This window comes from Anaerobacillus sp. 63XJN7_5_ISO-PGPR-S23-430 (assembly GCF_056173695.1).
In genome coordinates this window covers 1,750,629-1,773,431 of sequence record NZ_CM149686.1, presented here as the reverse complement: position 1 = coordinate 1,773,431, position 22,803 = coordinate 1,750,629, and the positions used below count along the sequence as shown (strand labels likewise).

Below are 22,803 nucleotides of genomic sequence, written 5' to 3'. Positions count from 1 at the left end.
CTTTTGCCATGAGGGCAAAAGGGTTTTGGGCATACAAATGTACCGATCGTACATAGCCGTTTTTCCTTTGCAGCCTCACGGGACTGTCTTTAAAGGGTATGCTATTGTCTATAAAGAGTATCGCAAAGATCTCTTCTTAAGTCAACCTTAATCTTGTCTAAGTCGCTTTAATAAACGTTCAATATCCTCTGGAATAGGAGCAGAGAATTCAAGCCACTCTTCTGTTACAGGGTGACTGAAGCCTAGAACACCGGCATGAAGAGCCTGACCATCAATCGGAAGCGACTTTCTTCTTGGGCCATATTTAGGATCACCTGCAACGGGATGATCGATATATTTCATATGAACTCGAATTTGATGCGTACGACCAGTTTCAAGCTTACACTCAACATAAGTAAACTGCTTATAACGTTCTAGAACATGAAAATGCGTAACCGCATCTCGGCTATTTTCATCCGTTACCGTCATCTTCTGACGATCTTGCTTATCTCGCCCGATTGGTGCATCAATTGTCCCCACGTCATGCTGGATGTTGCCATGAACGATGGCAGTATAACGTCGGTTAACGGTTTTAGCTTGAAGCTGCTTTACAAGTGATTCATGGGCTTTGTCGTTCTTTGCGACCATTAATAATCCTGAAGTATCTTTATCAATCCGATGGACGATACCAGGACGGACAACACCGTTAATACCGCTTAGATCGTTAACTTGATACATTAACCCATTAACAAGCGTTCCGCTAGCATGTCCTGGAGCTGGGTGAACAACCATTCCTCGTGGTTTGTTCACGACAAGAACATCCGCATCCTCGTAAACAATCTCAAGGTTCAGATTTTCTGCTACAATTTCTAATTCTTCAGGCTCAGGAACGGTTACTTCGATCTCATCGCCTGCTGTTGCTTTATAATTGCCTTTCACGTCTTCGCCGTTCACTTGAATATTTTTATCTTTAATCCAAGCTTGAACCTGGCTACGCGACCAGTCATTTTCATAAGAAGTAATGAGCTTATCGATTCGCTCACCTTTCTCTTCTTCTGCTACTTTAAATGTGAATTTTTCCATTAGTTTTCCCCTTTAGCCTGCTTACTTTCAAAAATGGTTCCGATAAAGATAAGAATAACACCTACAACAAGGGAGGCATCGGCAACGTTAAAGATCGGAAAATCATAAGAGAAGATAAATGTGTTCACAAAATCTACTACTTCTCCACGAAGGACTCGATCTATAAAGTTCCCTATTGCACCACCAAGTATGAGTGCTAGGGTGACGCTAACGAAACGGCTATGTTTATATTGTCTCATATAATAAATAACCGCTCCAATGACGAAAATGGTAATGATATAAAAGAAAATCATCTGTCCTTGAAGGATTCCGAAGGCGGCGCCCCGGTTTCGATGAGAAGTTAGATAAAGAAAATCATTGATTAATGTAATGTTTTCACCATATTCCATGTACTTCACAACAAGCCATTTCGTCCACTGATCTAGAACAATGATGCCTATGGCTATGAGATATTTCCACACGAGCGCTCCTCCGATCAAATGTTACTTCCTATGAAAGTTTAGCACAGCTTGCTTCAGCAGACAATCGAAACTGAGCTAACAACAAAGAAAAGACGCTTCGCATCGCAAAGCGTCTTTTCGATATATTTCATTAATTAGTAATGATTTTTAACTGTTTCAGCACAGCTAGCGCAAAGAGTTGGGTATTCGCTATTAGCGCCAACGTCTTTTTTCACTTGCCAGCAGCGCTCACACGTTTCTCCCTCAGCAGGTGAAACGGAGATCGCTAGTTCTTCATATACTTTCGCTTCTGCTGGTGCTTCAGCCTTCGTACCGGCCACTGTAGCACCTGATACGATAAAGAGCTTCTCAAGATTTGCTACGCCTTCAAGCAAATCCTTCGTACCATTATCAGCATAAATATGAAGCTGAGCGGTTAACGATTTACCAATTTTCTTCTCGTTACGCGCTTCTTCTAGTGCTTTTAGAACTTCGTCACGAAGCTCCATCACATGATCCCATTTTTCTTCAAGATCAGCTGTACCTTCAAAATTCTTCACTTCTGGCATATCGGAAAGCTGTACATACTCTTCCTTCTCACCAGGGACAAACTGCCATACTTCTTCAGCAGTGTGCGGAATGATAGGCGAAAGAAGTTTCGTAAGCGCAACAGCTGTCTGATAAAGAACCGTTTGGATCGCACGACGGTTCGGGTGATCTGCATGTTCAATATAAAGCGTGTCTTTCGCGATATCGAGATAGAACGAGCTCATTTCAATTGTAAAGAAGTTATGGATCGTATTATAAACCGTTAAGAACTGATACTCATCATAAGCTTTTTTTACTTTCGATACGAGATTATTTAGCTTCACAAGCATATACTGATCAAGTTCACCTAAATCCTTATACGCCACTTGATGCTCTGTTGGATCAAATCCTTCAAGGTTCCCAAGCATAAAGCGGAACGTGTTGCGAATCTTTCGGTACACTTCAGCTACTTGTTTTAAAATATCATTCGATACGCGAACGTCAGCTTGATAATCCGCCGATGATACCCATAGACGAAGAATATCCGCACCCAATTGTTTCATAACATCATTCGGTACCATTGTATTTCCAAGTGACTTACTCATTTTCTTTCCTTCACCGTCAAGAATAAATCCATGACTGAGAACCGCTTTATAAGGTGCTTTCCCTGTTACGGCTACAGCTGTTGAAAGGGACGAGTTAAACCAGCCACGGTACTGATCAGAACCTTCTAGATACAAATCAGCAGGTCTTGCAAGGTCGCTTCTTTCTTCCAGAACAGCTTGGTGAGAAGAACCTGAGTCAAACCAAACATCCATGATATCCATTTCTTTGCGGAATTCACCGTTTGGACTATGCTCTGAAGTAAATCCTTCGGGTAGAAGTTCTTTTGCATCCCACTCAAACCAAATGTTTGATCCATGCTTACGGAACAATTCTGATACATGAGCAATTGTCTCATCTGTAATGATTGGCTCATTATTTTCGCCATAGAACACTGGGATTGGAACGCCCCATGCACGTTGACGAGAAATACACCAATCTTCACGATCCTTCACCATATTATGAAGGCGAATTTCACCCCATGATGGGAACCATTTCACATCTGCTACAGCTTGAAGAAGTTCAGGGCGGAACTCTTTGATCGACGCAAACCACTGCTCTGTTGCACGGAAAATGATTGGTTTCTTCGTACGCCAATCGTGTGGGTAAGAGTGAGTGAAGAATGTAAGCTTCACAAGCGCGCCAACTTCTTCAAGTTTTTCAGTAATTGGTTTATTTGCTTTGTCATAGAACATACCTTCAAAGCCAGGAGCTTCGTCAGTGAAAACACCTTTCTCATCTACAGGGCAAAGGATGTCTAGCTTATACTTTCTTCCGATCATATAGTCATCTTCACCGTGTCCCGGGGCTGTATGAACGCAACCTGTACCTGCGTCAAGCGTTACGTGGTCACCAAGGATCACAAGAGATTCGCGATCGTAGATTGGATGCTGAGCCGTCACGTATTCAAGTTCGCTACCTTTTACGCGCTTCACTTCACTTACGTTGTTCCACTCAAATTCTTCTTTTAATTGATCAACAAGCTCTGTTGCTACAACATATTTCGTACCATCCGCTTCAATGACGCTGTATTCAAACTTCTCATTCAACGCAATGGCAAGGTTTGAAGGAATTGTCCACGGTGTTGTTGTCCAGATGATAAATTTCTCTTCGCCATCAAGAACACCTTTTCCATCTTTTACATCAAACGCAACGTAAATCGATGCAGAGCGCTTATCTTGATACTCGATCTCAGCTTCTGCTAATGCTGATTCAGATGTCGGAGACCAATAAACGGTTTTTTTATCTTTATAAATATAACCGCGTTTTGCCATTTCTCCGAACACTTTAATTTGCTGTGCTTCATAGCCTTTATCAAGCGTAATATATGGATTATCCCAATCAGCACGAACTCCAAGTCGCTTGAATTGTTCACGCTGACGATCAACTTGTTTTAATGCGTATTCTTCACATTTCTTTCTAAATTCAGCAACCGTTAACTTCTTACGATCGACGCCTTTTTTCGTTAACGCCTGCTCGATTGGAAGTCCGTGCGTATCCCAACCAGGAACATATGGAGCATTAAAACCGTTCATTGATTTATATCGAACGATGATATCTTTTAAAACTTTGTTCTCTGCATGACCCATATGGATGTCACCATTTGCATATGGAGGGCCATCATGTAGGACGAATAGGGGGCGGTCCTTCGTTCTTTCCTGTACTTTTTCATAGAGATTAATGTTTGCCCATTCTTTTTGCATGTCGGGCTCTTTATTCGGTAAATTTCCTCTCATCGGAAATTTTGTTTTTGGCATTAAGAGCGTTTCTTTATAGCTCATGAGGTTTCCTCCTTCAACTTATAACGAGCAACAACCGTAACGATCTTCAGCCACTCGGGAGTTGTTTCTTCAAAGTGTGCTACAAAATAAAAAAACCTTCTCGTCCCCGAAAAGGGACGAGAAGGTTTTCCCGTGGTACCACCCAAATTAAGCTTTGCGCTCACTTTGCATTCGTAACGTGAATGATTCGCCGAGGCTTACTTATCGTTCAGCACGGGACTCAGGGGCGATCTTCTCTGATTGCTTAACACCGGCTCACACCATTCCCGGCTCGCTTTGTTAAGTAAGAATCAGATACTCTTCCCATCTTCGTCGATCGTTATTGCTATTAATAGAAGTATAGTGTAAATAAAAATAAGAAGTCAAGGAAATGACAAAAAATAAATGAGTGCTTTATGCTTTTTCTTCGATTTGCTCCTGTTGCTGATCTTCTTCCTCATCAAATCGAGCCACTAAGCCATCCCAGTCTTCATTATTTAGCATCTCTAGCTGGGCTTCAACTAGCATACGAAAACGCGTGCGATAAACCGCTGCTTGTTTTTTCAGCTCTTCATTATCCATGGAGATTTTACGCGCTTTAGCAAGCGAATCATTAATAATGCGGTCGGCATTTTTCTCAGCTTCTTTTACGATGAGCTGGGATTCTTTCTTAGCGTTTTGTCTCACTTCTTCCGCTGACTCTTGTGCTACTAGGATCGACTTATTTAACGTTTCTTCAAGGTTTGAGAAGTGCCCAAGTCGTTCTTCTAGAAGCTTCACTCTCTCATTCAATTCTTTCTTTTCTCTGATTACCGTTTCATAATCTTTGATTACCTGATCAAGAAACTCATTGACCTCATCTTCATCATAACCGCGGAATCCGCGTGTAAATTCTTTGTTATGAATATCTAATGGTGTTAAAGGCAATTCAGCCACCTCCGATTTACTCTCTTTTTTCATATACCCGGCTTACTCGTATTTCGACAATCATTTGGATATTCCTTCTATTTATGACAAACTATTTACGAATTTGATACGTAATTCGCCATTTATCCCGCTTTGTTTTGCCATCAACAGAAATAATCTTACTTCTACCTGAACCTCGTAACGATAAATAGTCTCCCTCTTTCACTTCAGCAGAAGGTTGACTGACGATCTTCCAATTTAATTTCGCTCGATCATGTTCAATCATCGGAGCAACCTTACCTCGTGATAGATTGTATACTTCAGCAAGTACCGTATCCAAACGAAGGCTTGTTACTGTGCCTGACTGCTCCTGCCAGGAAGCTTCTACGACGCTTACGCTCGTTAATGGAATTTCGTTAGGAGATATGGACGCTTTCCCTGCATGTGTTAAATTCATTTTCACGAAATCCGCAATTTCCTTCGCTACGATTAAATGCGCAGCACTATCCTGCACAAGGATATCTCCAAACTTCTCACGCTTAATTCCAAGACCCATCATTGCCCCAAGCAAATCTGGATGAGTAAGTGATACGAATTTGGCTGGATATGTAATTTCAAAAGCGATTATCTCGAAATCTTCCGTTGTTGGTTCAAAGTAAGGAGGAACAAGAAGAGCCCTCTGACGCTCAGACCCTTCAACTCCACCCGAAAAAAACACGCCCACGTCAGAGTGATTTCCAATGATTTGCCTCACCATATCCTGTTCTCTTGGATCAAGAAAATCGGTTAACCTGGGAGCATACCTTTCTTGAACCTCATCCTGCCATTGTAAAACGCGATCGACAAATGTTCTTTCTTCTGGACGATAGTGTTCGTAAATAGACATTAGCCTATGAATCTAAAGACCGCAATAATTCCATATTGCACAAACTGAAGTGCGAAAATGGCTACGATCGGAGAAATATCAAGCATTCCACCGATTGGAGGAATAATCTTACGAAACGGAGCTAGATATGGTTCTGCTATAGAAGCAATCATTCGTCCAATAGAAGATTCTCTTGCATTTGGAATCCATGACATAAAGATGTAAATGATGAGGATCCACGTATAAATTTGTACTGCTGAAAGTAAGATTGAAACTATGTTCAAACTTTTCACCCTTTCTTAATTACTGGTCTTCGTAAATTTCATCTGTAATGTTACCTGAAATTTCAACATTGTCCGGTGTACATATAAACGTATCCGGACCGAGTTTCTGAATATCGCCACCAACAGCGTAGACTGTTCCACTTAGAAAATCGACAATGCGTCTCGCCTGATCTTGTGGAATACGTTGAAGATTCATCACAACAGACTTCCGATTTTTCACGTGATCAGCGATATCCTGAGCTTCAGCATACACTCTTGGTTCAACTAGCACAACTCTTGAGTTCTTATGAACGCTTTGAAGACTTACCACATTTTGTTTAGACTGCTTACGATTCGCTCGAGTTACTTCAGGCTCTTCTTCTTCCATATATGAATCTTGCTCCTGCTGCTCATCCAACTCTATCGTTTCATCATCAAGTTCAAAGAACTGCTTGAATTTCGTTTTGATACCCAATTCCCTGCACCTCCTGGAGAGCTTATTTTATTTTTCATTTCCGACAAGTGACGATCCAATGCGAACATATGTCGCGCCCTCTTCAACAGCAATTTCATAATCATTTGACATCCCCATTGAAAGCTCATTGCATGGAGCATGTGGGAGTGAAAGGCTTTGGACACGTTCTCCAAGCTCACGAAGTTTCTTGAAAACATCTCGAATTTCATTTGTATTATCTGTATGCGGAGCCATAGCCATTAATCCTACGACTTTAATAGATGAGAATTCATTAAGTGACTCAATAAAAGGTAGCGTCTCACCTGGCGATAATCCATGCTTAGATTCTTCACCAGACACGTTAACTTGCACAAAACAGTTTACTTCACCATCAGCTCTCTTTTGTATTTCTTTAGCTAGAGATATACGATCGAGGGAGTGAATATAATTTACAAATGGAAGAATGTCTTTTACTTTACGAGATTGTAGTGTGCCAATAAAGTGCCACGAAGGCAATGTGCCAATAGCTTCTACTTTCTTCAATAGCCCCTCATCACGACTTTCACCGAAGTGAGTAACGCCAGCTTCTAATGCTTCTTTTGTACGTTCGACGCTAACATATTTCGTCACCGCTACAACATGAATATGCTGAGGATCACGACATGACCGTTCTGCTGCTGCGTTAATTTTTCCTTTGATTGTTTCTAGACTTTCTCTTACATTCACGATAACGCTATACCTCCCCGAGTCCTATGTATGCCATCATTCTTCCTGTTTTTCCATTTTCATTTCGGTGAGAGAAAAACAGATTGCTACAGCTTGTACAATAGTCACTAACTGATAGTTGACTCGCCTTAATCCCTGACCGAAGGAGGAGCTCGCGATTCACGGCTTTTAAATCAAGCTGGTATTTCCCTGTTGCTTTTTCATCAAAAAACAGATCCTGATCTCCTACTAGCGCTTTAATGTGTTCGATAACGCCATCATCAACCTCGTAGCAACATTTCCCTATTGAAGGGCCGACTGCAGCATAAATATCGTCGGTTTGGATTCCATCATTGTTCCACGCACGAATCATCTCTCCTGCAATATTCTTCGTTGTTCCTTTCCAGCCTGCGTGGGCAATCCCCACTCTTTTAGCTGATGGCGCATAGAAATAGAGCGGTACGCAATCGGCATAAAGAGCGGTTAGAAGAACTTCGGGATCATCTGTATATAGCCCGTCCACTTTCGGAACGGCATCTTGATGATTCGTTGCTCCTCGTCCCTTATCCGCTGCTGTTACATTCGCAATGTCGGCGCCATGAATTTGCTCACCAACGATCCATCGATCAAGGGATTGTCCGATATCATAGGCAAGGGTTTCGCGATTTATTAGTACATCTCTCGCTCGATCTGGTACGTGGAATCCAAGATTCAAGCTAGAAAACGGAGTCTGGCTAACTCCGTTTCTACGGGTTGAAAAACCTGCTATCAGGTTATCGTTCCGTTCAGCTTGATCTGGAAATTTCAGTGCCAGTGATGTTTTATGTGTTGATGGTTGAAATGGTTCTTTTTCCACAGTTGCACCCCTTTATACCATGATACAGTTTATACCTTATTTTATCATAATATGTTGTGCCTAAGGGATATAGATTGTTAGATCTTTCTTTCCTTATGATTCTTTCTGAAACGATTCGCCATCAGCTGTATCATGATGTCTTACTAGAATGACATCTGACCCAATTTTCACTATGTTGCGCCATGGAATAACGACATCACTTTCTCGCGCAAACAATCCCATCATTTTACCTGCCCCTGGAATCACAATCGCTTCTATTTTTCCTGTCGTTAAATTAATTTCCAGATCAGCGATGTGACCAAGCTTACGTCCATTCGAGACATTCACAACATCTTTCACCTGAAATTCTGATATTTTTATCATCGCGCACCCACCTTTCATCTCATTATATGAAAAGAAGGCAAAAGAAAAGACCTGTTTCCCAGGTCTCGTTCTAACTTTGGATATTTTTATTCATTTGGTGTATCGCCGCTTTCTCGAGTCGGGACACCTGTGCCTGCGAAATTCCAATCTCATCTGCTACTTCCATTTGCGTTTTACCCTGGAAGAATCTCATTTGTAAGATCATGTTCTCTCGCTGATTTAATCTTGTCATGGCTTCCTTTAAAGCAATATCTTCAAGCCACTGGATGTCTTTCTGTTTATCATCACTGATTTGATCCATAACGAAAATGGGATCGCCTCCATCATTATAAATAGGTTCAAATAATGAAACAGGATCCTGAATCGCATCAAGTGCAAAGACTACTTCTTCCTTCGTCACCCCAAGCTCTTTGGCAATTTCAGTCGGATTTGGTTCTTTGGAATTCTTCGTCATTAATTTATCTCTAATCTGGAGAGACTTATAAGCGATATCTCTTAAAGATCGTGACACTCTGATCGGATTATTGTCACGGAGATATCTTCTGATTTCACCGATGATCATCGGCACTGCATAAGTAGAGAATTTCACGTTTTGCCCTAAATCAAAGTTATCTATGGATTTCATCAGGCCAATGCAGCCCACCTGAAATAGATCATCCACGTATTCTCCTCGATTATTAAATCGCTGGATCACGCTTAGAACAAGTCTTAAATTACCATTCACTAGTTCTTCACGTGCCGAAATATCCCCTTCCTGCATCTGCTTAAAGAGTACTCTCATTTTTTCATTTTTAAGTACTGGAAGTTTGGATGTATCTACTCCACAAATCTCGACTTTGTTTCGTGTCAACTCATTCCCTCCTCATCGGAGATGCTGTCAAAGTAAAGTATCTCCGCGAGTGGGAATTTTATGCATCTATTATGCTAAGAAGCTCAGACCATTTTATTGAACTCTTTTCGAAGTCGTTTAATGATGCGCTTTTCGAGCCTTGAAATATATGATTGAGAAATGCCAAGTAAATCGGCAACATCTTTTTGCGTTTTCTCTTCTTCTCCAGCAAGACCAAACCTTAGCTCCATAATTTGTTTTTCTCTTGGATTAAGTGTTTCTAATGCCTTCACAAGTAATCTACGATCGACGCGAGCTTCTATCCCGCGCGTAATGATATCTTCATCTGTCCCTAGTACATCAGACAAAAGGAGCTCATTCCCATCCCAGTCCACATTAAGCGGCTCATCAAATGAAACTTCTGAGCGTATTTTATTATTCCGTCGAAGGAACATTAATATTTCATTCTCTATACACCTTGATGCATAGGTTGCAAGCTTGATTTTTTTCTCAGGATTAAATGTGTTTACTGCTTTGATGAGACCAATCGTACCAATACTAATTAAATCTTCAATGTTGATCCCCGTATTCTCAAATTTCCGTGCAATATAAACGACCAGGCGAAGATTACGCTCAATTAAAATCGACCTTGCTGCTTTATCTCCCTTAGGTAATTGAATTAATAAATGGGCCTCTTCATCTTTCGATAGAGGAGGAGGTAATGCTTCGCTCCCTCCTATGTAATAGATCTCATCAGGTTTAATACCAAGCTTCATTAGGATCCGCTGCCACCATAGAACTAACTTAATTTTCATTTTCCCCATCTCGAACTCCTCCTTGGTCGTCTTGTTTTCTCTTCTATGACGCAGTCGCCTTATGTCCTGTCAGCATTTTCGGATGAAGGATACACGTATAATCTTTTTCTCCTGAAATCGTATGAAAGCTTAATCCAACAAGTACTTTTTTGACAGTTAATGAACGCCCCTCCATCGAGATCAATACTTCATCCGGCTTTACAGCACACAAGAATTGATGATCTTGTCCGACTGCCCGAAACGGAACAATACGTAACCGATGTTCCCAACGATCCTCCTCTCCTTCTTCCTGGAATTCTGTGATGTTTTTGGCTTTCTGAATAAACGATGGTGGAAAGTTCGCTTCATGCACCGTCATATCGAGGATCATAACAGGTGAGCCGCTTAAAGGGTCTTGTAGCTGGTTGCCGCTATCGACAAGTGCTTTAGCTGAAATTGTCACATCATCAATTCGGATACTAACTTCTGCTAGTTGATCAAAATGAATTCGTGTTGTCTCAAGATGATCCACTCTTCTTTTTGAAAAAAACCAAACAATAGGGAAACCAACTATCACAAAAAGCCAGCTAATGGGGTCCCCAAATCCAGTACTTTGTGTAGCGACCGCTCCGTTATACACCGTCATATCTTTTTGAAAGAAATAATGCGCCCCCATCATTCCTCCGCCAATCATAAACGTGACAAAATAGAAGAGAAGCCAACATTGAAAAAAGCTACGAAACCTTGTAAAGCCAAACGTTACCACAACAATAAGTAAGGAGTAGAGCAGCTTCATGAATGGGTTTACCATAAATGTTAGGGCAGGAACAAAAAGAAAAAGCACATAACACGAAGCGATTAATGCACCAGTAACAAGCCGTCTCTTTTTCACTTGTTTCTTCAGCAGTATCCCAGTTAGCGCAAGTAGCATGTAATCGAAACAAAAATTTAGCAACCAGATCACATCAAGGTATACTGCCACCGAACGCCTCCCCCCTTGCGATTTTGATACTAAGTATAGACTAAGTTTCTTTATAAAACTGTCAGATTGTGCCGGTTAGAGCGAGGTTATTTTGGATAATTATCACTAGTTTTGTCAGGCGATCATCCGTCCAAAAACATAAAAAAAGCCGCCCTTCTAGAGGACGACTTCTCAATTAAATGGATTGATTTTGATAAGCTCCGTACGTTATTTCTATCCCTGTTGACGCAGGTATAAGCAATTCACAACAATACTCAGGAAAAGCTTTTTCTAGCGCTAAGCGAAGTTCATTCGACGATGCTTTGGCATGAAAGACAATTAATGTTGGACCAGCACCGCTTAAAGCAGCTCCATACGCTCCATTATCCATAGCAATCGCACGAACCTTTTCTAAGTCTGGCACTAGATGTTTTCGATAAGGTTGATGAAAAAGATCACGCTCCATTAGCTTACCCGCCAATTTCCAATCATTTTGAAGAGCAGCGCCTACAAAAACATTTGCGATATTGCTTGCCTCTACAGCTTCTTGAAAAGGGAGCATATCGGGCAACACTGATCGAGAATCCGTTGTTTTCAATTTACGATGTGGAATTAGTGCGATCATCTCTAAATCAGTTACTTGATGTGAAATCGTTCCTATACCTTCCTCTCCAGTTGCAATAACTAGTCCTCCATAAAGGGACGCGGCAACATTATCAGCATGGCCTTCAAATGTTGTAGCAATCTGTACTTTTTCTTCAATCGTTAGATGAAGACCCATTGTAAAGTCCGCGATTTCGACAGCAGCGACAATGGCTGCAGCGCTGCTCCCAAGTCCCCTCTCTAAAGGAAGTTCACTCGTCATTGTCACAGTATAAGGAGAAGGTTTCTTTCCATTCCCATACTTCTTTTCGATTTGCTCGATTGTTTGATAAATCATATTATCTTTACCTGCTGGAAATACATCATCAAAGTCAACGTAATGAAAGGACCATTCTGAAGAGGGTTCTAATTTTACGTGCAAATAGCGATTGATTGCAAGACCTACTGAATCAAATCCTGGTCCAAGATTTGAAGTACTACCTGGAACTTTCAAGTAAAGGCCTTCTTCTCTATTCACTGGCTCACACATCCCTTGAGCTCCTCAAGAAACTGTGTTTTATCTGCTGCAACAACACGTGGTTTTGCAACAACAAGGTCCATTGCAGTGGAAGGATCTTTCAATCCATTCCCCGTTAATACGGCAACAACCTTTGATCCCTTCTTAATCTCTCCTGAGGCAACCTGCTTCATTACTCCAGCTACCGAAGCACACGAAGCTGGTTCAGCAAAAACGCCTTCTTTTTTGGCAAGCTCTTGATACGCATGCAAAATTTCATCATCTGTTACGCTATCGATTTTACCTTTCGATTCAATCACAGCTTCTTCTGCAAGATGCCAACTAGCTGGATTCCCAATACGAATGGCTGTAGCGATTGTCTCTGGATTTGGAATGATTTTCTTTTGAACGATCGCAGCGGACCCCTCAGCCTCAAATCCACGCATTTGCGGTCGACTATCTTCTGAGACATATTCTTTAAACCCTTTCCAATATGCAGAAATGTTCCCAGCATTCCCAACTGGAATCGCAAGCACATCTGGCGCTTCCCCAAGCTGATCACATACTTCAAAAGCCGCTGTCTTTTGACCTTCTAATCGGTAAGGATTAACAGAGTTAACAAGAGCAATAGGCTCAGTCTCCGCAATATCGCGCACCATTCTGAGCGCCTCATCAAAATTCCCATCGATCTCAAAAATTTCTGCTCCATAAATCATGGCTTGGGCAAGCTTACCTAGTGCTACTTTCCCCTTAGGTATAACGATAATGCAGCGTAACCCTGCTCTTGCCCCATAAGCTGCGGCCGCAGCTGCTGTGTTGCCTGTAGAAGCACATATAATAGCGTCACTGCCTTCTTCCTTCGCCTTAGCTACAGCCATTACCATGCCACGATCTTTAAATGAACCAGTCGGATTTGCTCCTTCAATTTTCACATAAAGGGAAATACCTAGTTCGTTTGAAAGTTGCTCAAGCTTTAGCAGCGGTGTATTCCCCTCATTTAGCGTGAGCTGAGGTGTCTCCTCTGTTAGAGGTAAATATTCTTTATATTGCTTAATCAAACCATTCCAGCTCATTACATTCCCTCCACTCGGTAACGACTCTTCACTTCTACGACTACATCCAAGTCTCTTAAACGATTATGAACTTCTTCAAATGCTCGTTGATTCGTTTCATGTGTAATGATGACAAGCTCTGCCGTACCATTATTCACAACTGGCTCTTGAATCAATTTCTCTAAACTTAATCCACGATCTTGGAATAGATGAGAAATTTTTGAAAATGCACCCGGTTCGTCTTTTACAATTAATCTGATAAAATGTTTGCTTTTAATTTGCTCATCGCTTGTTAACTTACGCTCATGCTGTGGAAGAATAACGCTTTTTCCATTCACACCTAACCGCATATTTTTAATAACAGCTACGAGATCGGAAACAACCGCAGTGGCAGTCGGTAATTGACCAGCACCAGGGCCATAGAACATTGTTTCTCCTACCGCTTCACCATAGACATACACCGCGTTATATTCATCGTTAACGGACGCTAATGGATGTCTTGAAGGAAGCAATGTTGGCTGAACCGAAAGTTCAATAGATCCGTCTGTTGAGCTCGCAATGCCTAATAATTTAATTGTGTAACCTAGCTTCTTACTATAAGCGATATCTTCTTCATCAACACGTGTGATGCCTTCTACTTTTACATCATCTAATCCAACCTTCATGGAGAAGCCAAGCGTCCCAAGAATCACCATTTTTCTAGCAGCATCTAACCCTTCTACATCAGCAGTAGGATCCGACTCTGCAAATCCAAGGTCCTGAGCTTCTTTTAAGACACTTTCATATGGGACATTGTTTTTTGTCATTTTAGTTAAAATGTAGTTTGTTGTTCCATTCACAATTCCCATTAACTTAGTGATGCGGTCAGAAGATAATCCCTCTACTAAACTTCTAAGAATAGGAATGCCTCCTGCTACACTAGCTTCATAGAAAAGATCACTTTCATGATCAACTGCAGCAGTTAGTAGTTCTCTTCCATGGATCGCCATCAGGTCTTTATTCGCTGTTACAACATGCTTATGATTCTTAAGTGAAGCAAGAATGAACTCTTTCGCCTGATCAATCCCACCAATTACTTCAATCACAACATCGACCTCTGGATTATTGATAACATCTTCAGGATCTTGAGTAAGAACGCTTGAATCTAGATCAACGCTTCTTTCTTTATCCATATCTCTTACAAGCACCTTTGCCACTTTCACCTGACAACCCACTCGCTGCTGTAACTCTTTCTGGTGGGAATCAATCATATGTACAACACCACTACCTACTGTGCCAAGTCCTAACAATCCTACAGATACGCAATCCTTCATATACTCTCCACTCCTTTGTCCTTCTGGTGAGGACACTTGTTTTTATATAATGGACATTATACGTGTGATTGCCCACGAACACAACACCGTTTTCAGAAATAAATAAATTTTATTTATATTAACATAAAAAGCGGAAGTGGTCGACTAGGTCCGACAAGCGCTGGAACCTTTCGATTGGAACACGCCCTTTGTGTTCTAAGCGAACGGTGAAGCGCCTCGAGGACCTGACCACTGGAGCTGGATTACACAAAAAGCGGAAGTGGTCGACTAGGTTCGACAAGCGCTGGAGAGAGAAGAAATGAAGAGATTAAATAAACGACTAACTGAAATTTCTCAAATAAAAAAACCAGCTCTAAAAAGAGCTGGTTTTCTGAGTTATCTTCTATTACGTTTGCGGTTACGAAGGAACGTAGGGATATCTAGCGTATCGTTAGACTCTTCCGTTCTTGTACCGAATTTAGATGGCTCCGGCTGAACTTCTTCCTCTTCATGCTTCTGCTGTTGTATCGGAGCGCTTTGCTTCGATTGTGCAGAAGGACGTGGAACCGTCTTCTTCTTATTTTCGTTCTCGTCAAAGCCAGTAGCGATCACTGTAACAAGAATTTCGTCCTTTAAATCTTCGTTAATTACAGAACCGAAAATCATGTTCACATTCTCATCAGAAGCTGATGAAACAATGTCAGCTGCTTCATTTACTTCGTACAGGCTCAAATTAGATCCGCCCGTAATGTTCATAAGCACACCTTTTGCACCATCAATAGATGTCTCTAGGAGTGGACTGGAAATAGCTTTTTTGGCAGCCTCAGAAGCGCGATTTTCCCCTGTCGCAATACCAATTCCCATTAATGCAGAACCACGTTCAGTCATAATGGTTTTAACATCTGCGAAGTCAAGGTTAATAAGACCCGGTACTGCAATAAGATCTGATATCCCTTGAACACCTTGACGAAGAACGTTATCCGCTTCACGGAACGCTTCAAGCATTGGAGTGTTTTTATCAACGATTTCTAGTAGACGATCGTTCGGGATAACAATTAACGTATCGACTTTTTCCTTAAGCATAGCAATCCCAGTAACGGCTTGTGTCGAACGCTTCTTACCTTCAAAGGTAAATGGACGTGTGACAACTCCTACTGTTAGTGCACCAAGTTCTTTGGCAATTTCAGCAATGACAGGTGCAGCACCTGTTCCAGTTCCGCCACCCATTCCTGCGGTAACGAATACCATATCAGCACCGCTAAGCGCTTCCTGAATCTGTTCTTTGCTTTCTTCAGCAGCTTTCTTTCCGATTTCCGGATTAGCTCCTGCACCAAGACCTCTTGTTAATTTACCACCAATTTGCATTTTAACTTCTGCTTTAGCAAGGTTCAATGCCTGTGCATCCGTGTTAACAGCAATAAATTCAACACCTTGGACACCATTCTCGATCATACGATTGACAGCGTTGCTTCCGCCTCCGCCGACACCGATTACTTTTATCTGTGCTAATTGTTCCATATTCATATCAAACTCTAACATCTCAGGTCCTCCTAATCTTGTAATAGCCCTTTATTCAACAAATAGATTAAAGAAATTCTTCACTTTCTCTTTCATACCTGGTGAAGAAGATTTCTCACCTGGTTGAGGTTCGGCTTTTGTTCTACGCTTGGGCTTCACTTCTTCTTCAGGGTTGAGTGATGCTGCCACTTCTTTCCCCTGAATCTTCACGTTTTTATACGTGAACTGGATAAGACCAATGCCAGTTGTGTATTGCGGTTCGCGTACGCCGATATAGTCAGGGACCGCAACACGTACATTGTGCTGCAGAATTTCACGAGCAAGTTCAAGAACTCCGTCCATTCCGACCATACCACCGGTTAGAACAAATCCGCCCGGCAATTCACGAATTCCCATTCGCTTAATTTCGTCTTCTATCAATTCTAACATCTCTTCGATCCGAGGTTCTATAATATGAGCCAATTCGTACTGATTAAATTCTTGTTCAGCCGAACTTCCTATTGTCGATACTGTGAAAGCTTCCTCTTCTGAAGCAAGATCAACGAAAGCATTGCCGTGCTTAATCTTAATTCGCTCAGCTTCTTCAGTCGTTGTTCTAAGACCAATCGAAATATCTTTGGTTACGTGATCGCCACCGATTTGAAGTACAGAAGTGGCTTTCAGTGAGCCTTCTTCAAAGATAGAAATCGTAGTAGATCCAGCGCCCATGTTAACTAGTGCTACACCTAAATTACGCTCATCTTTTGATAAAGCCATTGACCCACACGCTAGCGGTTGTAGACAAATATCAGCAATTTCAAGACCCGCTTTTTCAACGCATCTTAGTAAATTATGTAATACTGTTTTTGAACCTGTAATGATTGTTCCTTCCATTTCAAGGCGAACACCAATCATTCCACGTGGATCTGTAATGCCGTCCAGTCCATCAACTACGAACTGTCCTGGAATCACATCAATAATTTCTCGCTCAGGAGGGATAGAAACAACCTGTGCTGCGTCAATTACTCTAGCAATATCTTCATCATGAATTTCACGATCCTCACTCGATACAGCCACTACCCCATGACAGGGTTGTAACTGTACGTGATTGCCGTTAATCCCCACAATCACAGAACGAACCGATAAACCTACCATTCTTTCTGCGTTTTCTACTGCCTGCTTAATTGAACGAACAGTTTCATCTATATCCACAATCGATCCCTTACGAATTCCATCAGAAGGCGCGCTGCCGACTCCAAGAATATTTAAAGAATCGTTCGTCATCTGGCCAATGATTACTTTCACATTGGATGTACCGATGTCTAGACTCACATAAATCTCATTGCTGTTCATTCTCCTGGCACCTCCTTCAAAATGCTACCATGTTCAGGTATTAATAGTTTCTCTATAATAGGGTTGAAAAAATGTCCAACACCTTTATATACACAATAATCTCTTGAATTAAACTTCCTCAAGGCTCGCTTCATGAAGTCCCGGGAAGAATGTGATATAAGGACTCTATTCCACAAATCCGTTTATTTCCCTTCTTTTATACGAGATTTCCTCTTATTTTTTTGGGTAACACTCCCCTACTCTCTTCGGTTCATTTCTTTTTTAATGAAGAGATGTACAAAGCAGTGCATAAGTATTAGTCTACACCATGTGAAAGCAGTAGAAAAGTCACTGTTTTCGTGATTGGAAAGAATTTTGCTGTTTTCTTTCATTTTTACATGAAAATGAGTTATTAAACATAAATTGCCCTGCTCATAAACCTTCGTGAACAAAGAGCATTCCCTGTCCATTAGAACAGGGATTATCTATGCATTTTATCGTCAAGACTCTTTCTTTTCCTCTTCTTCAGTTGAAACGTCCTCATAAGGCTCAAGCCAACTACCTTCATTTAGATAAAGAATACCTTTGGCTTTATCTTTAAGCTTCTCAACTATTAACGGGTAGCTATTCACCTTCTCAGAAAAATCGCTAATGCTTGTTTTCACTTCATATCCGTCTGTCATATAGAGAGTTAAGTTAAAAGCTTTATCCCCATTCGGCGTATAATGAATCTCAGAAATACGATTAATAATACTTAATTCTACTTTCCTGAGCTCGCCTGCCATTTCTGATAGCTCTGTACTTTCGTTCCATTGCATCAAAATAGGAGCGCTCACTGGCGTTTCACCTTTAGGGAGTGCATCAAGAATAGCACCTGATTGCAAAATCGGGAAATATTCACTTCCCTTTTTTAAATACGCGACTCGAGCATTCTCCACAACATCCACTTTAGCAGTTGCAGGAAACTGTCTAGTCACAGTTACTTCTTTAATTTCTTTTGATTTTTCTACCTTTTCTTCTACATTTTTAGCATTTAAATTCCAAAAACTCACGCTATTATTAAGCTCACTTAACTTAATAATTTCTTTTTCTGAAACATAATTATTGCCAGAAACCTCAACGTTCCGAATGTGACTTAAGGAAGATTGGAAGTAAATGATCAGCAAAATGAGAAAGAAGAAGATTGATAAATAGACGATTAATCTTCTGTTAGCGCGCTGCTTACGCTGTGCTTTCAACGTGGGAATCCGATCTTCAATTGTTACAACTTTGCGATCTTCCATTGTCTTGCCTCCGTCTCCGGTAAATGAACTTCTGTCTATACTTACGATGTTACTAACGCTTATCATGGCAACCGAACGGCATGACCCAGCTGTTTGTCCTCATTTCAATCATTATAGCATAAGTTAAGGTGTTATTAGCCTCTAGAAGGAAATTCATCCCAGAGAATTGTTCTTAATAATAAGCTATATTACTTTACATTGTTTATTTCAGCTCTGTGCTGACAAATAGAATGAGCCAATACTTAAGAATCACTAGTATAAGCTAACAAAGCGATATAATAAATAGGTAAATGAAAAGGGTTCCCTCGTAATTTGAATCAATCATGAAAATTATAGAAAAAGAGCGCTCACTGGTGAGCGCCCTTCCATAATCTGCTTAAAATTTTGCGTATCGACTGATATTGAGTAACACTCCCATTGCTACAAGCATGAGCGTTAAGGAAGAGCCCCCGTAGCTAAGGAAAGGAAGGGTAATCCCGGTTACAGGCATTAAGCCAGTTACAACGCCAATATTGATCATTACTTGAATCGCAAGCATGCCGATGATACCAACAGCAAGAAGACTACCAAACAAATCAGGCGCTCTTAGTGCAATTCGAATCCCTCGCCACAGAAGAAGCGAAAATAATAGAATCACAAAGCTTCCACCGATAAATCCGAGTTCTTCAGATAAAATTGCAAAGATAAAGTCTGTTTGCGGTTCAGGTAAATAATAAAATTTCTGTCTACTTTGGCCGAGCCCAAGCCCCATCAGGCCACCCGGGCCAATGGCATACAGCGATTGAATGATTTGAAAACCACTACCGAGTGGGTCACTCCACGGATCAAGGTAGGAGGTGATTCGCGCAATCCGATAGGGCGCTGATAAAATCAGGACGGCAAAGCCGGCTAAACCAAGCATACCAAGCCAAACAAAGTGGGCTATTCTTGCCCCCGAGATAAAAATCATTACAACGCACGTACCAACCATAACCGCTCCAGTTCCAAGATCCGGTTGGAGCATAATCATACCGAAAGCTATGAACACAATACCAAGCGACGGCACTAGTCCTTTTTTGAATGACGTAATGCGTTTTTGATTTTCGGATAAATATTTAGCAAGAAAAGCAATCATTGCAAGTTTTGTAAATTCAGATGGTTGGATTGAAAACGCACCAACACCAAGCCAGCTTCTCGCTCCCCCTCGAACAAGTCCAACTCCTGGGATCAGGACTAGAACAAGTAGAATGAAGCAGATGAGCACGCCTACTTTTGACCAGGTGCGCCATGTCCAATACTCAACGTTCATCACGAAGAACATGGCCACAACACCTACCCCCGCAAAAAGAAGCTGTCTTTTTGCAAAGAAAAATGCATCGTCAAATTTATAAGAGGCCCATACAGCGCTGGCACTGTAAACCATGATTAATCCAATTGCTAACAGCACTAGTGTTGCAGTTAAAAAGACCAGGTCTGGCGTTGATTTTGTTTTCGGCAATAGACCCACACTCCGTTTTGTCGATTTTACCTAACCGAACTCACCGGATAAGCAAGACAACCTCTCATTAGAGTCTATGCATTGCCTCAATAAAGATGTCTCCACGTTCTTCAAACGTTTTGAATTGATCCCAGCTTGCACAAGCTGGTGATAGAAGAACGACATCCTCCGCTTCGGAAAGATTATAAGCTGTTGTAACAGCTTCCTCTACATTATCGACAACTGTCACAGAATCCAGTCCTGCTGATGAAGCTGTTTTTTCTAATTTAGAGGCAGTCTGACCAAACGTAATTAAGTGCTTCACTTTTGTTTGGAAATACGGAATTAAATCGTCAAACCCGTTCCCACGATCAAGACCTCCAGCGAGAAGAATCACGGGCTTTTTGAAGGAATCAAGCGCTTTTTTAGTAGCAATTGAATTCGTTGCTTTAGAATCATTGTAAAATTTTCGTTCGTTAACTTCTCCTACGAACTGTAGACGATGTTTCACACCGTGAAAGTTTGTTAGTTCTTGATGGATCTTTTCATTTGAAACACCTGACAACTTCGCTACAGCTATAGCAGCAAGCGTATTTTCCACGTTCTGCTTCATTGATAGATCTTCAATCTTAATCACTTTTTCCTCTTTAAACACGATCCACTCTTCATCAATACATACGCCTGAATCTAGTTTTTTTGTGGCTGAAAAAGGAACGAGTGAAGCATTAGAATCCTCAGCAAAACCAGTGACAAGTTCATCGTCAGCATTATAAACAGCAAAATCTTCCTCGGTTTGATTTTGGAACAAACGAGCCTTAGCTGCGGCATAAGCCTCTTTAGTTCCATGATAATCAAGGTGTGCCTCATAAATATTTAGAAGTACTGAAATATGAGGATGGAAGTTCATTGTTCCTTGAAGCTGAAAACTAGAGAGTTCTGTCACAAGCGTTTGATTAGGTGTAGCTTCCGCAGCTACCTCACATACAACTGTTCCAATATTGCCTGCCACAATCGGATTAGACTCTGTATGTCTTAATAATTGTCCAATAAGAGTTGTTGTGGTTGTTTTCCCGTTCGAACCTGTTATGGCAACAAACGGAGCTTCTGATATTTCACCTGCGATTTCAACTTCTGTCACAATTGGAATCTCTCTCTTTTGAGCTTCTGCTAAAAGTGGATTTTCATAAGGAATCCCGGGATTCTTCACAATTAAATCGACGCCATCTAGAAGTTCAAGAGGATGCCCACCGCCTACAACGGTGAACCCTAATTCTTGAAGTTCCATTGCTTTAGGATTGTTTTTCACTTCTTCGCGATCATTCACCTTTACGTTAGCGCCAAGAGATCGTAGGAGCTTCGCTGCCGCAAATCCACTTTTCGCTATTCCTAAAACAAGAACAGACTTATTTTCATAATTTACTTTTTTCATTACATCCACACCTCAAGATAGATTCCAAACGTTGCACATAGTAAACCAACTGTCCAAAATGTAGCGACAACACGCCATTCCGTCCAACCAGAAAGCTCATAGTGGTGATGAAGAGGACTCATCTTAAACACACGTTTACCTGTCGTTTTAAATGAAGTTACCTGAATAATAACGGATAGGGTTTCAATGACAAACACCCCACCAATAATGACGAGAAGAAGCTCAAGCTTCGTCATAATGGCAACAGCTGCAAGAGCTCCCCCAAGCGCAAGTGATCCAGTATCACCCATAAATACTTTCGCAGGGTGAGCATTAAAAACAAGAAATCCTAGTACTGCGCCAACGACACTGACGGAGAAAATAGCCACATCATACATGTATACTGACGCCGCAAGAATGGCAAATGCACCGAAGGCAATAGCCGACGTTCCTGCTACAAGCCCGTCCAGTCCATCTGTCAGATTGACAGCGTTTGACGCGCCAACTAGCATGACAAAAAGTAAGATGACATATCCAATGCCAATGTCAAAGCTCCACTCTGTCCCTGGAACATGAATCGCTGTATCAAATCCAACGGTTCTTAATCCAAAATAAACAAGGATCGCAATTAGGAGCTGACCTAATAGTTTTTGTTTTGACGTTAATCCTAGGTTACGCTTTTTCACAACTTTAATAAAATCATCTAAAAAGCCAATCAGTCCATATCCAACTGTTACAAATAAAAGCAGCCAAATTTGGGTTGAAATTTCATCATATTTAAGAGCGATAATAATAGTACCGAGAATAATAGACAGAATAATGATCAGTCCGCCCATTGTCGGAGTCCCAGATTTCTTTTGGTGTGACTTAGGTCCTTCTTCTCTGATGCTCTGTCCAAATTTAAGCCTTCTTAAATATGGAATAAATACGGGCGATACTAGCACCGCAATAATAAATGATGTTAATAAGCTAAAAATTAATAATCTTTCAATCAC

General features: G+C 41.2%; 22 protein-coding genes and 1 other annotated feature. All 22 genes read right to left on the bottom strand.

Features of this window, described 5'->3' with window-relative positions:
• Positions 1–147 precede the first annotated feature (147 nt).
• A complete protein-coding gene (locus tag AC0VYJ_RS09600; RefSeq protein ID WP_194221360.1) occupies positions 148–1,062 on the bottom strand; it encodes an RluA family pseudouridine synthase in 915 nt (304 codons plus the stop codon).
• Positions 1,062–1,523: a signal peptidase II gene (lspA, locus tag AC0VYJ_RS09595; RefSeq protein ID WP_283152264.1), complete on the bottom strand. Its 462-nt coding sequence runs from the start codon at positions 1,521–1,523 to the stop codon at positions 1,062–1,064. Before lspA ends, AC0VYJ_RS09600 begins: the two co-directional genes overlap by 1 nt.
• Positions 1,524–1,657: 134 nt before the next feature.
• On the bottom strand, positions 1,658–4,414 hold the full coding sequence (gene ileS, locus AC0VYJ_RS09590; RefSeq protein WP_475367251.1) for an isoleucine--tRNA ligase: 2,757 nt from the start codon (positions 4,412–4,414) through the stop codon (positions 1,658–1,660).
• A 109-nt stretch (positions 4,415–4,523) separates the two neighbouring features.
• Positions 4,524–4,733: a binding site (T-box leader), on the bottom strand.
• Between the two features lie 74 nt (positions 4,734–4,807).
• Positions 4,808–5,320 carry a DivIVA domain-containing protein gene (locus AC0VYJ_RS09585; protein WP_475367250.1) on the bottom strand — a complete coding sequence of 171 codons (513 nt, stop codon included), beginning with the start codon at positions 5,318–5,320 and terminating at the stop codon, positions 4,808–4,810.
• A gap of 91 nt (positions 5,321–5,411) precedes the next feature.
• The gene (locus AC0VYJ_RS09580) at positions 5,412–6,185 is read right to left on the bottom strand and encodes a YlmH family RNA-binding protein (RefSeq protein ID WP_194221356.1); all 774 of its coding nucleotides are present in this window, start codon (positions 6,183–6,185) and stop codon (positions 5,412–5,414) included.
• A complete protein-coding gene (locus AC0VYJ_RS09575) occupies positions 6,185–6,448 on the bottom strand; it encodes a YggT family protein (RefSeq protein ID WP_194221355.1) in 264 nt (87 codons plus the stop codon). The genes AC0VYJ_RS09580 and AC0VYJ_RS09575 overlap by 1 nt, the downstream gene beginning before the upstream one ends.
• 19 nt (positions 6,449–6,467) lie before the next feature.
• Positions 6,468–6,902: a cell division protein SepF gene (locus AC0VYJ_RS09570; protein ID WP_194221354.1), complete on the bottom strand. Its 435-nt coding sequence runs from the start codon at positions 6,900–6,902 to the stop codon at positions 6,468–6,470.
• A 27-nt stretch (positions 6,903–6,929) separates the two neighbouring features.
• Positions 6,930–7,607 carry a YggS family pyridoxal phosphate-dependent enzyme gene (locus tag AC0VYJ_RS09565; RefSeq protein ID WP_430242794.1) on the bottom strand — a complete coding sequence of 226 codons (678 nt, stop codon included), beginning with the start codon at positions 7,605–7,607 and terminating at the stop codon, positions 6,930–6,932.
• Between the two features lie 7 nt (positions 7,608–7,614).
• Positions 7,615–8,442, bottom strand: coding sequence for a peptidoglycan editing factor PgeF (gene pgeF, locus AC0VYJ_RS09560; protein WP_430242797.1), 828 nt, complete (start codon positions 8,440–8,442; stop codon positions 7,615–7,617).
• A 93-nt stretch (positions 8,443–8,535) separates the two neighbouring features.
• On the bottom strand, positions 8,536–8,805 hold the full coding sequence (locus tag AC0VYJ_RS09555) for a YlmC/YmxH family sporulation protein (RefSeq protein ID WP_098443312.1): 270 nt from the start codon (positions 8,803–8,805) through the stop codon (positions 8,536–8,538).
• 70 nt (positions 8,806–8,875) lie between these two features.
• Entirely contained in the window at positions 8,876–9,655 is a 780-nt protein-coding gene (gene sigG / locus AC0VYJ_RS09550) for an RNA polymerase sporulation sigma factor SigG (protein ID WP_194221351.1), read from the bottom strand.
• A gap of 83 nt (positions 9,656–9,738) precedes the next feature.
• Entirely contained in the window at positions 9,739–10,458 is a 720-nt protein-coding gene (gene sigE, locus AC0VYJ_RS09545) for an RNA polymerase sporulation sigma factor SigE (protein ID WP_194221350.1), read from the bottom strand.
• Positions 10,459–10,492: 34 nt separating this feature from the next.
• Positions 10,493–11,410 carry a sigma-E processing peptidase SpoIIGA gene (gene spoIIGA, locus AC0VYJ_RS09540; RefSeq protein WP_430242800.1) on the bottom strand — a complete coding sequence of 306 codons (918 nt, stop codon included), beginning with the start codon at positions 11,408–11,410 and terminating at the stop codon, positions 10,493–10,495.
• Between the two features lie 175 nt (positions 11,411–11,585).
• The gene (gene thrB, locus AC0VYJ_RS09535; RefSeq protein WP_475367249.1) at positions 11,586–12,509 is read right to left on the bottom strand and encodes a homoserine kinase; all 924 of its coding nucleotides are present in this window, start codon (positions 12,507–12,509) and stop codon (positions 11,586–11,588) included.
• On the bottom strand, positions 12,506–13,561 hold the full coding sequence (gene thrC, locus AC0VYJ_RS09530; RefSeq protein ID WP_430242805.1) for a threonine synthase: 1,056 nt from the start codon (positions 13,559–13,561) through the stop codon (positions 12,506–12,508). The genes thrB and thrC overlap by 4 nt, the downstream gene beginning before the upstream one ends.
• The gene (locus tag AC0VYJ_RS09525) at positions 13,561–14,853 is read right to left on the bottom strand and encodes a homoserine dehydrogenase (protein ID WP_430242808.1); all 1,293 of its coding nucleotides are present in this window, start codon (positions 14,851–14,853) and stop codon (positions 13,561–13,563) included. Before AC0VYJ_RS09525 ends, thrC begins: the two co-directional genes overlap by 1 nt.
• Positions 14,854–15,228: 375 nt before the next feature.
• Positions 15,229–16,371 carry a cell division protein FtsZ gene (gene ftsZ, locus AC0VYJ_RS09520; RefSeq protein ID WP_194221345.1) on the bottom strand — a complete coding sequence of 381 codons (1,143 nt, stop codon included), beginning with the start codon at positions 16,369–16,371 and terminating at the stop codon, positions 15,229–15,231.
• A gap of 30 nt (positions 16,372–16,401) precedes the next feature.
• Positions 16,402–17,682: a cell division protein FtsA gene (gene ftsA, locus AC0VYJ_RS09515; RefSeq protein ID WP_194221344.1), complete on the bottom strand. Its 1,281-nt coding sequence runs from the start codon at positions 17,680–17,682 to the stop codon at positions 16,402–16,404.
• Positions 17,683–18,161: 479 nt separating this feature from the next.
• On the bottom strand, positions 18,162–18,944 hold the full coding sequence (locus AC0VYJ_RS09510) for a cell division protein FtsQ/DivIB (RefSeq protein WP_226612765.1): 783 nt from the start codon (positions 18,942–18,944) through the stop codon (positions 18,162–18,164).
• A gap of 376 nt (positions 18,945–19,320) precedes the next feature.
• Entirely contained in the window at positions 19,321–20,421 is a 1,101-nt protein-coding gene (gene spoVE, locus AC0VYJ_RS09505; protein WP_194221342.1) for a stage V sporulation protein E, read from the bottom strand.
• A gap of 67 nt (positions 20,422–20,488) precedes the next feature.
• Complete coding sequence (gene murD / locus AC0VYJ_RS09500) at positions 20,489–21,829, bottom strand: UDP-N-acetylmuramoyl-L-alanine--D-glutamate ligase (RefSeq protein ID WP_475367248.1); 1,341 nt, start codon at positions 21,827–21,829, stop codon at positions 20,489–20,491.
• Positions 21,829–22,803 carry a phospho-N-acetylmuramoyl-pentapeptide-transferase gene (gene mraY, locus AC0VYJ_RS09495; RefSeq protein ID WP_194221340.1) on the bottom strand — a complete coding sequence of 325 codons (975 nt, stop codon included), beginning with the start codon at positions 22,801–22,803 and terminating at the stop codon, positions 21,829–21,831. Before mraY ends, murD begins: the two co-directional genes overlap by 1 nt.

Coding starts and splice junctions, on each gene's coding strand:
- murD (WP_475367248.1), bottom strand. CDS start 21,829: ATGAAAAAAGTAAATTATGAAAATAAGTCTGTTCTTGTTTTAGGAATA.
- ftsA (WP_194221344.1), bottom strand. CDS start 17,682: ATGAACAGCAATGAGATTTATGTGAGTCTAGACATCGGTACATCCAAT.
- sigE (WP_194221350.1), bottom strand. CDS start 10,458: ATGGGGAAAATGAAAATTAAGTTAGTTCTATGGTGGCAGCGGATCCTA.
- AC0VYJ_RS09600 (WP_194221360.1), bottom strand. CDS start 1,062: ATGGAAAAATTCACATTTAAAGTAGCAGAAGAAGAGAAAGGTGAGCGA.
- AC0VYJ_RS09525 (WP_430242808.1), bottom strand. CDS start 14,853: ATGAAGGATTGCGTATCTGTAGGATTGTTAGGACTTGGCACAGTAGGT.
- ftsZ (WP_194221345.1), bottom strand. CDS start 16,371: ATGTTAGAGTTTGATATGAATATGGAACAATTAGCACAGATAAAAGTA.
- ileS (WP_475367251.1), bottom strand. CDS start 4,414: ATGAGCTATAAAGAAACGCTCTTAATGCCAAAAACAAAATTTCCGATG.
- AC0VYJ_RS09580 (WP_194221356.1), bottom strand. CDS start 6,185: ATGTCTATTTACGAACACTATCGTCCAGAAGAAAGAACATTTGTCGAT.
- thrC (WP_430242805.1), bottom strand. CDS start 13,561: ATGAGCTGGAATGGTTTGATTAAGCAATATAAAGAATATTTACCTCTA.
- AC0VYJ_RS09510 (WP_226612765.1), bottom strand. CDS start 18,944: ATGGAAGATCGCAAAGTTGTAACAATTGAAGATCGGATTCCCACGTTG.
- AC0VYJ_RS09555 (WP_098443312.1), bottom strand. CDS start 8,805: ATGATAAAAATATCAGAATTTCAGGTGAAAGATGTTGTGAATGTCTCG.